We start from the raw sequence: 15479 nt of genomic DNA on the forward strand, positions 1-15479 counted from the left end.
CTTCGCCCGCGCCATGGGCGAGTTCGGTGCCACCATCACCTTCGTCTCCAACATCCCGGGGGAGACGCAGACGCTGCCGACCCTGATCTATACCTTCACGCAAGTCCCGGGCGGCGAGGCCGGCGCGCTGAGGCTGACGCTGATCTCGGTCGCGATCTCGCTCGGCGCCGTCCTCGCTTCGGAGGCGTTCGTTAGGCGCGTGCAGCGGCGAAACCGCGTCGACGGCGCTTGATGCCGCCCTTTCCCACCGCTCCGAGTCGTCCCCTCCCCCCTTGAGGGGGAGGGATAGGGAGGGGGGTTGAACGAAGAACTCCACCGTTTCGATGACATCGCGCCTTACCCCCCTCGGATCGGCTGCGCCGATCCTGCTCCCCCTCAAGGGGGGAGCGGGGTGCAAGCTGGAGCGCTCATGCACTCAAGCAGCGAAGCAATCGCGCAAGGAGGCGATAGCGTAGTGCCACCTCGCGTTAGGGCATGACGGCCAAGCCCCAGGGCAGACGCCCAACTGGCACGGACTTTTCAGCCTTCAGGCTGTCAACGTCGATGACGGTCATGTCGTTGGTGAGACCGTTGGCGACATAGTATTTCTTGCCGTCGGGGCTCATCTCCCCGTGCCATGGGCGCTGGCCGACGAGGATGTAGTCCTTGACTTCCTTGGTGGCGGTGTCGATGACGCCGATACGATTGGCGGGGCCTAGCGCCACGAAGAGCTGCTTGCCGTCCTTGGTGAAGTCCATGCCGACCGGCTGCAGAGCCTCGGGCCGCACGCCGGGCACCTCGAAGGTGATTTTCTTGACGACCTTCCAGGTCGCGGGATCGATCACCGAAATCGAGCCGCCGACCTCAGAGGAAACCCAAAGCTCCTTGCCATCATGGGTGAACTTCGCCTCGCGCGGGCGAGAGTCGACGAGCACACTGGCGATCAGCTTGCCCGATGTGTTGTCGATGACATGCGCCATGCTCGTGCTCTCCGAAGTGGCCACGGTGTATTTGCTATCTGGGCTTACCGTCATGCCTTCTGGCTCGACGCCGACCGACACCTCGCCAAGAACGTCACCGCTCTTGATATCCATGATAGTGACGAGTGAGTCGTCCTCATTGGCGATGTAGATTTTCTCGCCCTTTGGGTCCACGGCCATCAGCTCGGGGTCGGGCCCGGATTCCAGCTCGCGGCTCTTCTCCAGCGTCGCGGTGTCGATCACTTCCATGATGTCGCCGTCGCCGGCGGCGACGAACAGCTCCTTGTTGTCGGGGCTGAGGATGATGCCGCGCGGGCGCCGCGCCACCTTGATGGTCTTCTTCACCTCGAGCGTATCGCCGTCGATCACCGTGACGGTATTGTCCTTCTCGTTGGAGACGAAGATGGTCACGGCGAAGCACGGTGTCGCGGTGAGCATCGAAAGCGCCGCAAGGGTGGCGATGACGGAAAATCGAATCATGGGGTTTCCTCAGATTGCGGTTATTAGAACTTGCACTTGGTCTCCGGCTCGTCGAAGCCAAGCGTGTCGGTGAGAAACTTCTCGTGCAGGAACCCTTCCTGCGGCGAGGTCGAGACTGGAACGCGGGTGCCGCCGCCGAGAATGATCGGCTGGCGCATCTGGTGGTCCCAGGTGCGGAAACTCAGCGCCTGACCCTTGAAGCCTTCGATTTTGAACTGATCGGAGAGCAGGTAGGCCTTCAGCTCTTGCGGCGTGGTCGTGCCCGACTTCATCGCCGAATCGGAAAGCGACCGGAACGCGAGCCAGGCGGTGTAGTCGCGCTCGACGGGCTGGCGCTTGGCGATGCGCGGGATGGAGTTCTGGAAATGCATGGCGCCGGATTCGGTATAGGACTTGTCCCAAGCCACCGCCTGAAGGCCTTGAGTGCCGACCACCGGGCGCGGCGTATAGGTGCGGTAAGCCAAATAGTCGCCGAAATCGTCGTCGCTGTTGATGACCCACACCACGTCATGGTCGGGGGCTTGCTCCGTCTCCATCGGGATTTGCGCCTGGATCTGCTGGTGGCCGGAGTCGAGATTTCGTGCGCCAGGCGGCAGGTCATAGACCTTGTCGTCGACGACCTTGCCGCCAAAGCGCGCGGCCGAACGTTTTACCATGGCGAGATAGTCCTGATCCTGCGGCGTGTCGCGACGGATCACGAACCAGCGCGGCCATTTCTTCCAGATGAGATATTGGGCGAGCGCGTCGGCGCGCATGGCATAGTCGGGAATGATGTGCAACACGTTCTGACGGCATAGCTCCTGCCTGAGCGCAGTGGCGCTCGAACGGATGTTCATGATGACCGATTGCTTGGCCTCGGGCAGATCGGCGACGGCGATGAGATCGGCAGGCTCCAAATCGGCGATGATGAAGGCGTCGCCGTTCTTCAAAATCTCCTTGGCCTTGGCGACGACGTCGCCGTCCTGCGGGACGATGGCCTCGACCAGCTCGAAGGAGGAGCCGACCAAGGCGCCTGCCTGGTTCGCCTCTTTCAGCATCAAACGCGCGCCCTGGATGCCTTTGTCGGTGATCGGCTTCTCGGCGTAGGAGAGCGGCAGAGGCTCGTCATATTCCTTGCCGAGATAGTAGATGCGCATCGGCTTGGTCTCGGCGGCAGCCCCAGGAGCGGGAGCAGCGGCCGGAGCGGGAGCGGCGGGCGCTTGCGGGTTCGCGGCAGGCGCGGTAGGGGCCGCGGCAGCCGCCGGAGCTGGCGCGGGACTTGCCTGAGGGGTCTCGGCCAGCACATGGCCCGCGACCAGGCAGACTGTCAGGAGGGAGGCGGCCAAGGGGGCAAGAAACTTGGCCCTATGACGCAGGCAAGACACGGACAAACGCAACATCGGCCTCCGCTATTCCACCCTGTTCGCACGTGGTCACAGGCTTTGGAAAGCTATCTTCCAGAGATACGGATTTATGGCAATGCGCACCGAACAGCATGGCAATCTTTTTGCCAAGTTAAACAATGGCAAGCTTAGCGATGATGCAGTGCGGGATAGGAGGAGCGGCGGGAGTGGCGCGCGATAGGAGGTGCGGTCACGCGGGCGCGCAAAACGGAGGTCCCCGCGGGCACGCTTTAGTTGCACGTCCTCGCGGCGGAGCGTGTGAACCGCCAAGCTGACTAAGCAACTTGGCGGTTAATCCAATAAGGTGGCGCGACGCTTAATAGGGGTTTGGTGCGTAGGGTACGTCGATCAGTTTCGTCGAGGACGGATTCACCGAGCGGATGAAGGCGATGATGCGCCAGAGATCGTCGCTGGTCTTGATGATGGCGCCGAATGGCGGCATCGGCCCGACCACGACCTCGTGCTTGAGGCGCGTATAGCCAGCCTTGCTCAGCCCGTCCGAGCCGAGGGTGATGAGGCGGAATAGCGTGTCGTCGGCCGCGCCATAGACCCACGTGTCGTTGGTGAGTGGCGGGCACATGCCGCCGCCGCCGCCGCCGCCATGGCAGCCATTGCAGCCGGCGGACAGGTATCTGTGGTGACCTTCCTCGGCGATGGCGGCGATGTCGCCGTTGTAGGGGTTTTTCAGCTCCCCTTTTGGGGTGCTGGCGACGAGTTCCAACGGCGGCGTGGCGGGGCCAAGCATTGGACCGCCAGGTGCTGCTCCGCCGGCAGCCGGAACGGCTGGGGCGGCTGGGGGGGCGCCTGCTGCCGGCGCTGCGGATTCCCCGCCTGCTGCTGGGGCCGCGGGGGTCGCCGCAGGTGCCGCCTCATCGGCCGCCTGCGAGCAGCCGACCCAGGCACCGGCAGATACAAATCCTACCGCCAATAGTCCAATCATCATCTTGCGCACAGTTCGCTTCCTTACCCTAGTTGCCATTGATTGAGATTTTTCAGACTTCTAAACCGAGCTTCTTCCCGTCAGGTCCTAGACATCTGCTCACCAGGAGCGGCCTTGTCGTGGAAAACACGTTGCAACTTGGCCACGGCATTGCCGGCCCCGCACCATCCCCCGCCTTGCTGAAGGCAAGGTTCAAACTGATGCCGGTCCGGGAATTTTTTAGTGAAAATACGCCGTCTTTCGAGCGTTTGGCCACCATAGCCTTAACGGCCCTGGTAACGGCACCCTCCGTAGACTCCTTGCCAGCCTGAGTCTCGGGCGCAAATGTCGCAGAGACTGTTCCCATCAGCGCAGCCGATCAATTGGTGACTTCAAAAGTCTTATTATCGAAAGTGTAGCGCGGCACTTGCGTCCACACGCCGTCTTCTTGCACTGGCACCTTGTGCACCTTGACGTTGTCGACTTGGAGCCTGCCGGTCTTCTGGTTCACCCAGAAATCGATGTCGTAATATTCATCCTGGCTCCCGGGCTTGCGAAAGTCGGTGCACACGAAATACTCCCCTTCCTTCTTGAGATGCCGCACCGGCTGGTGGATCTCGACGAATTCGAGCGGCAAAGTTTCGCCGGTCTTGTCGTCCTTGATGGGAAGGTTGCCATCCTTGTCCTTATGCGTGGCGATATAGCCGTGGATGGCGCTCATCACCTGCCAGGCGCGGGTCACCTCCATATCCCCAGGGTGCTCGCCTGCCGGCAACCACCACCAGGCCTGCGGCGAGCGCGTGATCATGACCCAGCTGTCGCCTTCCTGCTTCGGACCTTTCTGCACGCGGATGTCCATCAATTTCAGGTCCTTTCCGTCGGGCTTGAACCAAAAGTCGATGGCGTATTTCTTTTTCGGCTCGTCCTTGTCGTGAAAGACAGCGTTCGGGAACCAGCCATAACCTTCCATGCCGCGCGTGATCTTGAACTCGTCAAAGATGAGATGGAGATCGGCGTTGAGCTTCGGATCGCGGAACACGAACGCGCCGTCCTTGCTTCGCTCGTCGATCACCTTCTTCGCCGCGGCGTTGGCGTCATCCTCGGTGAAGTCGCGTTCCGACGTTGCGGCGGCGGGGGAAGCGGCCAAGAACGGCACGAAGCCGGTCAGAGGCGCGGGAAGCCCAAAGCACAAAACCACGGCGATGGCCGTGGCTCGTGCAATCGATCGCCAAGACCGCTGCAAACGAGCCGAGGTCATTGGCTCGAGGTACCCGGCTTGCCGTTAGCCTCCGGAGCACTTGCCGACTTTGCCGTGGCGAGCACCCTGATGGCTTGGGCAGCCTCCATATTCTTGTTCAGCTCCGCCACATCCTCGGCAGTCTTGCCTTGATTGTTCTTGGCTGCGGTGTCGGCGCCGGATTCGATCAGAAGCCCGATCATGGGCGGATTGTTGTGCGCCGCGGCCACCATCAGCGCGGTGACGCCAGACTTCGATTTGGCGTTCAGGTTGGCGCCGCGCTCCAAAAGACCCTTGGCGATATCGAGAGGACGCGTACTCGAGGGCAAGAAGACGGCGCCCTCCCCCGGTGAGCTCTGCGCCACCGCGACCATGAGCGGCGTGAGTTCGTCAGGACCGGCCGGCACGTTCACGTTGGCGCCAGCCTCCATGAGCGCCTTGGCCACCTCGTATCTGTCCTCGGCGATGGCGACCGCCAGCGGCCGGTACCCTTCCGGCCCCGGCTTTTCGATGTCGGCGCCGTGGGCGAGCAGAGCCTTGACCGTCGGCACATGGTCGCGCAGCACAGCGGCAGCCAGCGGCGTCATGCCGTCATTGTTCGCCAGATTGGGATCGGCGCCGAGTCCAATGAGGAACTCCACCATTTCCGGATGGCGGTCGCGGGCGGCGCTGGTGAGCGGCGTGGCACCCTGATTGTCGACCTGGTTGACGCCGGCGCCCTTGCCGACCAAAAACTTCACGCGCGCCGTATCGTTGGCAATGACCGCGTTGCTCAGCTCTTGGGTGATGTCGGCGCCCGCCTCGAGCCAGCCTTCGAGCTTCTGCTGGGTGACGACCTGGTCGGGCGAGGCGAGGTCGGGACGGGCCTTAAAATCCTGCTGCGAAACAGTATTGTAATAACCGTGCGCTGGCAGGTCGCCGGCGATCAGGCAGCGGCTGCACTGCACGAGCGGAACGCCAAAGGACCGCAAGATCTTCTCGATCTCGTCCTTCTTGTCCTCAAGAGCAAATTCAAGGGCGTATTTCAAGAGCACGTCGGTCTTGCGCACACCGATGGCGAGGTCGAACTCGAGCGGTGTCGTGTCTTCCCAAAGGTTCACCGGTTGAATGGTGATGGGCTCACCTTTCGATTTGACCCATCCGGCAAACGGTCCCCACACCGCCGCGACGTCGAGATCGCCGTCGACGACCTGCTGTACCTGATACCAAGGTTGATTTTCCGGTTTCAGATCGGCGTCATGGGTAATGACGTGCAGCTTGAGATTGTCGACGATGCCGTGCTTCACCAACGCCTCGCGAATGCCGGAGGTCTGGAAAACGCCGATCTTCACCTGCTTGAGCTTGGGATCGTCGAAATTCTTGAAGTCGAAGCCTTTGTCGTTGCGATAGGCGAGCACGTAAGTGGTGCGATAGACCGGTGTGGTGGTGAGCTGCGACCCGTAATTGGCGGGCACATCGATCATCACGTCGCATCTTTGCGCGTCGAAGGTCTCGCGATTGAGCGCGCGCTCGAGCATCGGCCGCCAATAGAAGCTCACTTGGGCGCCCATGGCCTCGCCGAGAACGTTGGCGATCTTGTTCTCCATGCCCTCCTGCTTGATGTTGGAGAACGGCATGTTGCCCGGATCGGCGCAAACGACGATCCGATCGATCTTCTTCGCCTTGTAGGCGGCCTTGGCGGCCGCGCGGATGGAAATCTTCTCGCTTGGGGTGAGATCGTCGAACTCTTTGCTCAGATCGCGCGTGAAGGGCTTCTTCGCCGCAACCGCAGGAGCCGCGACAAGGCCGAGGCCGGCGAGGCAGATGGCCGCCGCCGTGAAAATGCGTAAGGTGATGGGAGACACTGGCGTTACTTCGCTGGTTTGAGGGCGCGAGCGGTGGGACGCGGTCCCAATCATCGCAGCCGCAAGGGGGGCCTGAAGTTCGTCCCCTTATATAGGAAAAAGACGCCCGATGCCGCAAGGGCATCGGGCGTCCATAACGTCTAGTCTAGAGGGTCAGGTTATTCCATGACCCTGAAGACGTTCAGCTCGCCACCCTGCGGGATGAACTGCAGGCTAGCGGCCTTGGTCATCGCGGTCGCACCAATGGCGCCGAACTTGTCGCTGAGGTCGAGACCAGCAGTCACGGGCAGGCCGATCCAGCCGCCGATACCGCTGTAGACGCCAACGTACTGCTTGTCATTGAGCTTCCAGGTCGCCGGGTTGCCGATGATGCCGGAACCAAGCTTGCGGCTCCACAGGATCTTGCCGGACTTCCGATCAACAGCGCGGAAGTCACCGCCAAGGCTGCCGTAGAACATCAAGCCACCGTCGGTGACCATGGTGCCGCCCCAATTCGGGTACGGATCCGGGATCTCCCACAAGGACTTGCCGGCCAAGACGTCGTACTTCTTGATCTTGCCGGTGGTGCCGGGTTTCTCAGGGAACATGTACACGTTCGCGAACACGTAAACCGTGCCCTGGTTCGTGTGCGTGCGCTCCTGGGGCTCCAGCTCCATGCACCAGTTATTGGTGGGCATGTAGAAGATGTTGCCTTCCTTCGGATCGACCGAACCCGGCTGCTGGTCCTTGCCGCCCATAGCTGACGGGCAGGCAGAGACGTTGCGGCCACGCTCGAGCGGAGAGTGCTCGCGCACCTTGACCGGACGGCCCGTCTTCATGTCGACCTTCTCGGCCCAGTCCGTCGTCACGTATTTCGTGGCGCGGAGCAGCGTGCCGTCAGTGCGGTCGAGCACATAAGCAAAGCCATTACGATCGAAGTGGGTGAGAGCCTTCACCTTCTTCCCGTCGACGTTCATGTCGGTCAACATGTTCTCGTTGATGCCGTCATAATCCCATTGATCGAAGGGAGTCATTTGATAGGCCCAAACCGCAGTGCCGTCCTTGACGTTGCGGGCGAAGATCGTCATCGACCACTTGTTGTCAAAGTCGCCGGCATTGCACTCTTCATGAGTCTTGTCGGGGCAACGATAGGCAGGGCTCCACAGGCCGGGGTTGCCTGTCGAGTAGTAGACGACTTTCGACTCGGGGTCGTAGCTGTACCAGCCCCAAGCAGCGCCGCCGCCGATCTTGTAGTCCTCACCCGGGAACGTCTTGATACCGAGATCGGAACCAGCCTGACCGTATTGCGGGTTGGCTTTGTTGGTGTCCGGGGTCAGGAGCACGTCAGCGTCGGAACCCGTGCTCTGGGCCGTCCAAACAACAGAGCCGTCAGAGAGGTTGTAGGCAACCACACGGCCGCGAGCAGCAAACTCGTCACCGCCGAAGCCGATGATCACCTTGTCGTCGGCGATCAATGGAGCGGGGGTGATGGTCTCACCGTGCTCAGGGAAAGCATGCTTGACAACCCAGCTTTCCTGACCGGTCTGGCCGTCGAGAGCAATGACGAAGCCGTCGAGGGTGCCGAACACGAACTTGCCGTCGGCATAAGAACCGCCACGGTTGACGGTGTCGCAGCAAGCGCGCGGCACAGCCGATTCGTCACGGTCGGTCTTCTTCACATAGTTCCAAACCTGCTTCGGGTTGTCCGGATCGGTCAGATCCAGGCCTTGGACCACGTTGCAGTTCGACATGGCTGGGCAGCCACTGACCATGAACAACATGGTCTTGCCACCAACGTCCTTGATGACGAGGGGCTGACCTTCATGGCCACGCAGAGCGTTGGTGCCCTGCAACCAGATCATCTGAAGCTTGTTCACGTTGCCGGTATTGATGTCGGTCAACGCGCTGTGGCGGGTCAGGCCAAAGTCACGACCAGGAGCCGGCCATTGGGCCGGATCAGCCATTCTCTTGAGCTGCTCCTCGTCGGAATTAGCCATAGCCGCACCCGACACACCCATCATCAAGGCGATGAGCGCGCCGGTTACGAGACTACACTTGAGGTAGTTCATTTCCTTCTCCTCTCCCTAGCTTACTCAGTTCACCGATTAAGCTGAGTTGTTTTGGTAGTGGTGGTTTACCCTCAGCAGCTAATTGCCAAGGGGACTGAAGCCCTTGCGAGTTTGCCAAATGTTCAGAGTGGATGTGAGAGGCTGCCTAAAGCGCCGAAGCAATTGAACGCGCCTCGCGCCCGCCGCAGTAGCGGGTTCTCTAACGACCACATTCACGCTAGTGACACCTCACGAGGAATCAGAGCCTAGCCCAGAGCGCGTCGCGGGGGTTATCAAAAACCCCTTGCCAGAAGGCGGCCCGCTCGTTGCCAAGCTGCCCGCCCATATTTGCCAAATGCGTTCGCTTTGCAAGTGAAAATTTCCCGTGGAAGCAAAAACTGCAAAGCATTGGTTTCCTGCATTTCTGGTGCCGCGTAATCATGCTCAAGGAACGATCAAAATTGTGCAGTGCACGAAGGTAGTGCGGCTGAAAATTCATCGCATGTGGCGCGGCCGAGTGCCTCAAACGCGTGCGAGCAGCGCGCACTGACCCATTGCGCACAGCGATTGATTTGCGGTTCGACGATTCGAAGAAAGCTGACACGCCGTGCGCGGGCCGGTGCTCCGATCAGCCGGCGGTCGAGCGCGACATCGCTTTGCTCGACGTCATTTGGGCGGCCGCGCCGTCGCCGAGGGGAGATGCTGGATGGCAATCCGCATCAACTCGGGCAGCGTGCGCACGCCAAGCTTGGCCTCGAGCTGAGTGCAAGTATTGGCGACCGTCTTGTAGCTCACATGCAGGTGCTCGGCGATGACGCCGTAGGGCTTGCCTTCGGCCACGAGCGCCAGAGTTTGCTCGTGTCAATGTCGCCGCAGGAAGGTTTCCTGCACCCGATTTGGGTTGCGGGGCTTTCGTTCGGTGGCGATGCGGAGGCTAGCCGATCTGGGCCTGCCAGGGTTTCCCGACTTCGCGACAAGGCAACGGCAATGATTTCGGGAATTATCCCGGCTCAGTTAGCCAATCTGCCCTTTGCCAATCCTGAGGATCTCGGCTTGCGCAAGGTGCGGCTAAAGCAGCCGCTCGCGGCGCGAATGGTGTGAAGTCGAAAGAGGGAAACTATGGACTTGTCTTGGCCGGGCTTGTCCCGGCCATGACAGTTGGTGGTTACTGCTTAGGCGCGAGGTGCCCGGTCAGCTCGTGGTCCGGCACCTTGGTCAGGTCCTTGTGCAGTTCCTTGACCACGACCTTGGCGGTTGGCTTGCTCAACGAGCCCTTGAGCTCGGCGATAACGCCGGGGGGCGCCACCAGCACGAGCTCATCGAACTTCTGATCCTTGAGCTCGGCGGCGAGCGTTTCAGCGACGGTGCGGATGAAATCCTCCTTGGCGGCTTCGTGCAGGTCGCGGCGAGGCTCGATGGCGGAGCGGGCTGGCGAGGCGCTTTCCTTGACCCGCGCCGGGCGGTCGCGCCCAAGCTCGTGCGCGCTCTTGTGCAACTCGGTGGAGACGAAGCTCGACAGCGTGCGGAAGGCGCCTTGATCGTCGCGCTCGACGAAGCGCGCCCTCCCGCCATCGGCGATCACGTACCAAAGTCTGGGTTTCTTCATGACTTAGCTCCGGTTCGCGCGGCGCCAGGCGAAGTGGTTCCGCGGCCGCGATAGAAGGCGAGATAGGCATGGGCGGCGAGCAGCACGCCCCATCCCAGAAGCGGAATGAGGAACCAATAACGGCCGGGGCTGTAAAGGAGATTGACGGCGATCAGAAGCGCGTTGACCGCGACATAAGCGAAGAGATGAACGAGAAAGCCGCGCTTCCTCTTGTCGGTGAAGATCGCTTCGTGCCGCTTCGTGTGCTTGAGCAAGAGTACAAGGCCGTGCGCGGCGACGCCGATGCCCCAGCCCAACAGCACCCAGATGAACCAGAGGTGGTCGGGATGGCGGTAAAGATTGAGCGCGGCGAGCGCGCCCACCACCACCACGTAGATGCCGAGATGGATGAGAAATGCACGCAGGGCGGGATCCTTACGCATGGTTTCCGTTGTCGTCCCTACGTGAGCCCGCGTGTCATCCTGAACTTATAACGCAGAACCCCGCCGTGAGGTTTACGGCTTGGCTTCATTCCGCAGGCTGAGAATATAGGCGGCAAGATCGGAAATCTCGGCCTTGGTCAGGGGAATTTGCGGCATGGGATGCTTGGGCAGCATGATGCGCGCGGCAATGGCGCCTGCCGTCTGCCCTTCGAGGTTGGCAATCTCCGGGAAGCTCGGAACGTCGGCATTTGCGGGTTGCTGCTGCGTGGCGCTGCCAACAAGATGGCAATTGGTGCAGAGTTTCTCGGCCAAAGCCTTACCCGCCTTCGGGTCGGGCAGCGAGGTGACCCCGGCAAGGGCTAGCGGCACCGGGAGAAGCAGCGCAAGGATGGCAAACACATGGCGAAGCACTGGGTGGCCCCTCCTTATCAAGGCAAGCTCGTGAAACTTTACGCGCTCAGCGCGGCAAGCTGGTCGCGATCGAGCAAATGGACGCGCCTCGCGCTCTCCAGCCTAATCGCGCCGCGCTCTTTCAGCTCGGCAAACATGCGGGAGACCGTCTCGAGGGTGAGGCCGAGATAGTCGGCGATGTCGTGCCGCGCCATGGCGAGCTCGACGACCGACCCCGACTTGGTGCGCCTGGCCGTATCCAACAGAAAGGCCGCGACGCGCTCGAGCGCGTTCTTCCGCCCGAGCAGAAGCAGATGCTCCTGGGTTTGGCGGAGACCGACCATGGTCAGATTGAGCAGGTCACGCACGAGGCTCGCCGAGCGGCAGCCAGCGGCAAGCAGGCTCTGCCATTTATAGGCGATGACTTTCACAGGGGTCACCGCTTCGGCCGAAGCGTGGTGCAGATCGTCAGCTTCGAAGCCGAACATGTCTCCCGGCATATGAAAGGCGCTGATCTGGCGGCGGCCGTCGGGAAGCAGCTTGCTGATCCTGACCACGCCGGAAATGACCTTGTAGACGTTACCGGCTGGCTCGCCCTCGGCGTAGACTTCCATATTGCGGCCAACGCTCATGACGACGCCGAGAGCGCCAAGCCCTGAGGTTTCGTCGGCGCGCTTGCCGCGAAGAGGAAGGGCGATGTCCGGCTGGTGGTTGAGCTGAGTGGCGTGGGCGGCTTGCGTCAGCATCGTGATCCTCCCTGAGGAATCGGCGTCTGACGCCATTGGTAGTCCTATGCCCGCCGCGCGAAAATTCGTGTCGCCTCCCTACGGGAAACTACGTAGATGCGCCGCTCAGTCGGCCCGAGTACAAGCCGCGTGCAATCTCTCTTTTCGCTCCCCCCTTGAGGGGGAGCAGGATCGGCTCAGCCGATCCGAGGGGGGTGAGGCGCGATGCAACGGACGAAGAGTCTTCAGTAGACCCCCCCTCCCTGTCCCTCCCCCTCAAGGGGGGAGGGGACGCTAACCTCAGCCGAAATATTCGTGGATGGCCGGCACAAGGCTGGCCATGACTAAGTTTAATGTTCAGATGACGTCGGCGGCCCCTTCGGGCCAGAGCAGCCAGTCTCGCGCGGCTTCGACCTCGTCAGACTTGAAACAAGCGACTTGGCAGTCGAGGAACGGATCGGCGATGGTCGACCACAGCGACAGAAACTTGGCGTCGGAGACGATGGCGCAACGGCTGAAGTCGTTCAGATGACGCAGGCTGAATTTCACATCGTGCCACAACGCCTTCACGTCCATGCCTTCAAAGTGATTGACGATTTCGAGCACGCGCACCCGGCCGTGACGGGCGATGAAGGCCTCGAGCTTCTTCGCCGCCTTGTCGAATTCCTCGGTCGACACCCGGTCGGAGAGCTCGATCTCGACAGCGGCGAGGTTGTCCATTTCCTTGTAGGTCAGCATGCGTCGCGGCCAGGCCCAGTCTCGTGGTTGAGGGGGATAATTTCCGTCTAGCCTGCGTCTCCGTCCAGCGCCGACCGTATCGCCTCGAAGAGGACGCCGCCGAGCAGCGGCTTTTCGACCACGGCGGTGACCCCTGCGGCATTGGCATGGTCCATGAGGCGTTGGGTGCGCTGGTTCACCATGAGCACCGTCGGCAGGCCGAAGCGCGTCAGTATGCCTGTGTCCCCTCTGCCCATAAGGGTGGAGAAAACCTCTTGGTCGAGCAGCAGGCACGTCCTGAGCTCGACATCGGCTAGCCGCTCCACCGGCGGCTCGCAGAGCTTCGCCTGGTAGCCCTCAAGCTCCAAGGAAAAGCGCAAGGAGTCGGCCAGGACCGAATCCCTGACAGCAATGAGGACGGTACCAGCCTCTGCCAATATCGCTGTCCTCGCTCTCGCGCGGCGCCCCTGCATGAGCCCTTCCGCCATCAGAGCGAGGGTATGCACACGTGCCGCAGCCCGCTTTGAGCTGCGTCAAACCAGTTTCGAGGGATAAGACTTGGAATTGTTGAGGGCCGATCAGTCCGCCGTGCGGGTGGCAAGAGCGATGCGGATGAGCTCGGAAAGGCTCTTCGCCTGCATTTTCGTCATGAGGTTGGCGCGATAGACCTCGACGGTGCGGGGACTGATGCCGAGCTCGTGGGCGATGGTCTTATTCGCATGTCCCGCCACGAGCCCGTCGAGAACCTGCCGCTCGCGCTCGGAAAGCGATGCGAGCCTGCCCGCGACCTGAGCTTCCTCCTCCGATCTCCGCCCGAGCTTCTTGCTGCGATCCTCGGCGGCGCGGACCGCGCGCAGGATCGCCTCCTCGGCAAACGGCTTCTCGATGAAATCGATGGCACCGGATTTCATTGCCTCGACGGCGAGCGGAATGTCGCCATGGCCGGTGATGACGATGACGGGGAGCTTGATGTCCTTGGCTCGCAATCGCTGCAGAAGCTCGAGCCCGGTCATGTCGGGCATGCGCACGTCGGTGATCAGGCAGCCCGACTGAAGCGAGGCGAGAGCGCCGAGGAAGGAGGTCGCCGACTCGTAGACGCGGACCGGGATGCCGGCGGTGCTCAACAGAAAGGTGAGCGATTGGCGGACCGCCTCGTCATCGTCGACGATGTGCACGACGAAGCTAGCCGGCATCACGACCCCTCATCTCACTCGAAGGCTCAAGCGTGAATCGGAACATCGTCCCGCCGCCGGGATTCGCCTCAGCCCACATCTCTCCGCCATGAGCTTCGATGATGCGCTTGGAGATGGAAAGGCCGACGCCCATGCCGGCCGGCTTGGTGGTGACGAAAGGCTGAAACAGGCGCGAGATGATTTCCTCGGCAAGGCCGCTTCCCGTGTCGGCCACCCTGACCTCGACCATGCCGTGGTCCAACAGAGCCGTTTCAACTACGAGCTCCTTTCGCACACACCCCTGCATGGCTTCGATCGCATTGCGGATCAGATTGAGGAGAACTTGCTGAATCTGCACCTTCTCGACGAGGACGAGGCCCGCCCGCGTATCGAAGCGGAACACCGTTTTAACACCCTGCTCCTTGGCGCCGACAAGGGCCAAGGCGCTTGCTTCCTCAACCAGCTTGTTGATGCTCTCAGGCCGCTTCTCCGTCTCGCCGCGCGCCACGAATTCGCGCAAGCGGCGGATGATCTGGCCCGCGCGCAGCGTCTGGTGCGTGGTCTCGGCCAAGGCATCGTGAATCTTCTGCGCGTTCGGATGCTCGATGCCCTCGATCAAGCGGCCGCAGCCTTGCAGATAGTTGGCGATGGCAGAGAGCGGCTGGTTGATCTCGTGGGCGAGCGTCGAGGCCATCTCGCCCATGGCGGTCAGCCTGGAGAGGCGCGCCAATTCCGATTGCAGCTCCTCGAGCTGGCGCTCGGTCGCCTGACGCTCGGTCAGGTCGCGGATGAAGCCGGTAAAGAAGCGGCGGTCGGCGGATCGCACCTCGCCGACTTCAAGCTTCATGGGAAAGGTCGAGCCGTCCTTGCGCTGGCCGGTGACCACGCGATCGATGCCGATGATGCGCTTCTCGCCGGTCGCGAGGTAACGGGAGATATAGCCGTCATGCTCCTCGCGAAAGGGAGTCGGCATGAGCATGCTCACATTGTGCCCGATCACCGCAGCCTCGCGAAAGCCGAACAGGCGCTCGGCGGCGGCATTGAACGACTGGATGACGCCGCGATCGTCGATCACCACGGTCGCGTCGGGCACGGTATCGAGAACCGACCTGAGATGCGCCTCGCGCGCCCGCAGATTGTTGGCGGTCTCCTGGTCATGGAGGCGGGTGCGGCAGAGCTGCTCGCCGAACCAGGAGATGCCGATGCCGACGGCCGCGAAGATCGCGGCTTCGACGATCTCGGGCCTGGTCAGATTCTCGACGCCGCCGACAAAGATTCCCAAAGCTAAACTGAGAGCGGTGGCAACCAAGCCAGGGCCCAATCCGCCGGCACCGGCGGCGAGTAGAATGGCCGGGATGAACAGGAGGAAGGCGCCGTGCGGGTGCAGCCAGGGGCCGAGACCGATCCGCACCAGAAACAGCGCGGCAACGGCCACGACCGCGAGCCAATAATGCGCCGCGACCGATTGAGGGCTCGAGATCGCCTCTCTCAATCGCTGAAAATTGCCGGCTTCGGACTGAAGACTCACCTGAAGCCCCTGGCGACGCTGCGATGTGTCATGTTTGAGTTCGAAATGCGCTTTAGGCTAGCCTCATTTAG

General features: G+C 61.7%; 16 protein-coding genes and 1 pseudogene. 2 read left to right on the top strand and 15 right to left on the bottom strand.

Annotated elements, in window-relative coordinates; translation table 11 throughout:
• Window positions 1–232 (top strand): annotated as a pseudogene (locus ACREC7_RS06040) (molybdate ABC transporter permease subunit); the annotation flags it as partial.
• A gap of 235 nt (window positions 233–467) precedes the next feature.
• Here the strand turns inward: ACREC7_RS06040 and ACREC7_RS06045 are convergent.
• The 7 genes from ACREC7_RS06045 to ACREC7_RS06075 all read right to left on the bottom strand — a co-directional run bounded on the left by ACREC7_RS06045 (window position 468) and on the right by ACREC7_RS06075 (window position 9688).
• Window positions 468–1439: a PQQ-dependent catabolism-associated beta-propeller protein gene (locus ACREC7_RS06045; RefSeq protein WP_431554788.1), complete on the bottom strand. Its 972-nt coding sequence runs from the start codon at window positions 1437–1439 to the stop codon at window positions 468–470.
• Between the two features lie 23 nt (window positions 1440–1462).
• Window positions 1463–2764 carry an ABC transporter substrate-binding protein gene (locus tag ACREC7_RS06050; RefSeq protein WP_431554789.1) on the bottom strand — a complete coding sequence of 434 codons (1302 nt, stop codon included), beginning with the start codon at window positions 2762–2764 and terminating at the stop codon, window positions 1463–1465.
• 373 nt (window positions 2765–3137) lie between these two features.
• The gene (locus ACREC7_RS06055) at window positions 3138–3566 is read right to left on the bottom strand and encodes a c-type cytochrome (protein WP_431554790.1); all 429 of its coding nucleotides are present in this window, start codon (window positions 3564–3566) and stop codon (window positions 3138–3140) included.
• 553 nt (window positions 3567–4119) lie between these two features.
• Window positions 4120–4998, bottom strand: coding sequence for a hypothetical protein (locus tag ACREC7_RS06060; protein ID WP_431554791.1), 879 nt, complete (start codon window positions 4996–4998; stop codon window positions 4120–4122).
• Window positions 4995–6821, bottom strand: coding sequence for a quinoprotein dehydrogenase-associated putative ABC transporter substrate-binding protein (locus tag ACREC7_RS06065; RefSeq protein ID WP_431554792.1), 1827 nt, complete (start codon window positions 6819–6821; stop codon window positions 4995–4997). Before ACREC7_RS06065 ends, ACREC7_RS06060 begins: the two co-directional genes overlap by 4 nt.
• Window positions 6822–6979: 158 nt before the next feature.
• Window positions 6980–8869, bottom strand: coding sequence for a PQQ-dependent dehydrogenase, methanol/ethanol family (locus tag ACREC7_RS06070; protein ID WP_431554793.1), 1890 nt, complete (start codon window positions 8867–8869; stop codon window positions 6980–6982).
• Between the two features lie 645 nt (window positions 8870–9514).
• Complete coding sequence (locus ACREC7_RS06075; RefSeq protein WP_431554794.1) at window positions 9515–9688, bottom strand: LuxR C-terminal-related transcriptional regulator; 174 nt, start codon at window positions 9686–9688, stop codon at window positions 9515–9517.
• A gap of 24 nt (window positions 9689–9712) precedes the next feature.
• Here ACREC7_RS06075 and ACREC7_RS06080 point away from each other — a divergent pair, with 24 nt between their 5' ends.
• Window positions 9713–9949, top strand: a complete 237-nt coding sequence (locus tag ACREC7_RS06080; protein ID WP_431554795.1) for a hypothetical protein — start codon at window positions 9713–9715, stop codon at window positions 9947–9949.
• 64 nt (window positions 9950–10013) lie between these two features.
• On the opposite strand, the gene ACREC7_RS06085 is transcribed toward ACREC7_RS06080, so the two are convergent.
• The 8 genes from ACREC7_RS06085 to ACREC7_RS06120 all read right to left on the bottom strand — a co-directional run bounded on the left by ACREC7_RS06085 (window position 10014) and on the right by ACREC7_RS06120 (window position 15408).
• Window positions 10014–10454, bottom strand: coding sequence for a host attachment protein (locus tag ACREC7_RS06085; protein WP_431554796.1), 441 nt, complete (start codon window positions 10452–10454; stop codon window positions 10014–10016).
• Complete coding sequence (locus ACREC7_RS06090; protein WP_431554797.1) at window positions 10451–10876, bottom strand: 2TM domain-containing protein; 426 nt, start codon at window positions 10874–10876, stop codon at window positions 10451–10453. The genes ACREC7_RS06085 and ACREC7_RS06090 overlap by 4 nt, the downstream gene beginning before the upstream one ends.
• 72 nt (window positions 10877–10948) lie before the next feature.
• Complete coding sequence (locus ACREC7_RS06095; RefSeq protein ID WP_431554798.1) at window positions 10949–11287, bottom strand: c-type cytochrome; 339 nt, start codon at window positions 11285–11287, stop codon at window positions 10949–10951.
• Window positions 11288–11325: 38 nt separating this feature from the next.
• Window positions 11326–12012, bottom strand: coding sequence for a helix-turn-helix domain-containing protein (locus ACREC7_RS06100; protein ID WP_431554799.1), 687 nt, complete (start codon window positions 12010–12012; stop codon window positions 11326–11328).
• A 336-nt stretch (window positions 12013–12348) separates the two neighbouring features.
• The gene (locus ACREC7_RS06105; RefSeq protein ID WP_431554800.1) at window positions 12349–12729 is read right to left on the bottom strand and encodes an STAS/SEC14 domain-containing protein; all 381 of its coding nucleotides are present in this window, start codon (window positions 12727–12729) and stop codon (window positions 12349–12351) included.
• A gap of 47 nt (window positions 12730–12776) precedes the next feature.
• On the bottom strand, window positions 12777–13145 hold the full coding sequence (locus ACREC7_RS06110) for a hypothetical protein (protein ID WP_431554801.1): 369 nt from the start codon (window positions 13143–13145) through the stop codon (window positions 12777–12779).
• A 141-nt stretch (window positions 13146–13286) separates the two neighbouring features.
• Window positions 13287–13901, bottom strand: a complete 615-nt coding sequence (fixJ, locus tag ACREC7_RS06115; RefSeq protein WP_431554802.1) for a response regulator FixJ — start codon at window positions 13899–13901, stop codon at window positions 13287–13289.
• A complete protein-coding gene (locus ACREC7_RS06120) occupies window positions 13891–15408 on the bottom strand; it encodes a sensor histidine kinase (RefSeq protein WP_431554803.1) in 1518 nt (505 codons plus the stop codon). The genes fixJ and ACREC7_RS06120 overlap by 11 nt, the downstream gene beginning before the upstream one ends.
• Window positions 15409–15479: the final 71 nt, after the last annotated feature.

Source organism: Methyloceanibacter sp., from assembly GCF_050728395.1.
Lineage (GTDB): Bacteria > Pseudomonadota > Alphaproteobacteria > Rhizobiales > Methyloligellaceae > Methyloceanibacter.

Excerpts from the sequence above, each read along its gene's own strand:
- ACREC7_RS06045 (WP_431554788.1), bottom strand. The coding sequence starts at position 1,439 with ATGATTCGATTTTCCGTCATCGCCACCCTTGCGGCGCTTTCGATGCTC.
- ACREC7_RS06055 (WP_431554790.1), bottom strand. The coding sequence starts at position 3,566 with ATGCTTGGCCCCGCCACGCCGCCGTTGGAACTCGTCGCCAGCACCCCA.
- ACREC7_RS06060 (WP_431554791.1), bottom strand. The coding sequence starts at position 4,998 with ATGACCTCGGCTCGTTTGCAGCGGTCTTGGCGATCGATTGCACGAGCC.
- ACREC7_RS06070 (WP_431554793.1), bottom strand. The coding sequence starts at position 8,869 with ATGAACTACCTCAAGTGTAGTCTCGTAACCGGCGCGCTCATCGCCTTG.
- ACREC7_RS06080 (WP_431554795.1), top strand. The coding sequence starts at position 9,713 with ATGTCGCCGCAGGAAGGTTTCCTGCACCCGATTTGGGTTGCGGGGCTT.
- ACREC7_RS06085 (WP_431554796.1), bottom strand. The coding sequence starts at position 10,454 with ATGAAGAAACCCAGACTTTGGTACGTGATCGCCGATGGCGGGAGGGCG.
- ACREC7_RS06090 (WP_431554797.1), bottom strand. The coding sequence starts at position 10,876 with ATGCGTAAGGATCCCGCCCTGCGTGCATTTCTCATCCATCTCGGCATC.
- ACREC7_RS06100 (WP_431554799.1), bottom strand. The coding sequence starts at position 12,012 with ATGCTGACGCAAGCCGCCCACGCCACTCAGCTCAACCACCAGCCGGAC.
- ACREC7_RS06105 (WP_431554800.1), bottom strand. The coding sequence starts at position 12,729 with ATGCTGACCTACAAGGAAATGGACAACCTCGCCGCTGTCGAGATCGAG.
- fixJ (WP_431554802.1), bottom strand. The coding sequence starts at position 13,901 with ATGCCGGCTAGCTTCGTCGTGCACATCGTCGACGATGACGAGGCGGTC.